1 pseudogene is annotated in these 219 nt (G+C 43.4%); it reads right to left on the reverse strand.

The window, feature by feature from the left end:
• Window positions 1-219, reverse strand: a pseudogene (locus tag VOR_RS18600) (IS66 family transposase); the annotation flags it as partial.

Genomic DNA, 219 nt, shown 5'->3' on the forward strand with positions numbered 1-219 from the left:
AACAACCACAAGCTTTGCCTATGAGATTGTAGCTTTTTACATCGACCTTTGTATCGCTGAACGACTATCCCACTGCCTTTTTGCAGCCAGTGGTCAAAGGATTTTCGAAGTCGATTCATGCGGCGAATATACTGTTCGTACTGGATTTCTGTATTTTCCAAACGGTGACGTATTCTAAAAACCATATTGGCGAGCAGTGTTAGCCGTTGTCCAACGAGA

Origin of the sequence: Vibrio ordalii ATCC 33509 (assembly GCA_000257205.1) — a bacterium.
In the GTDB taxonomy this organism is placed as follows: domain Bacteria; phylum Pseudomonadota; class Gammaproteobacteria; order Enterobacterales; family Vibrionaceae; genus Vibrio; species Vibrio ordalii.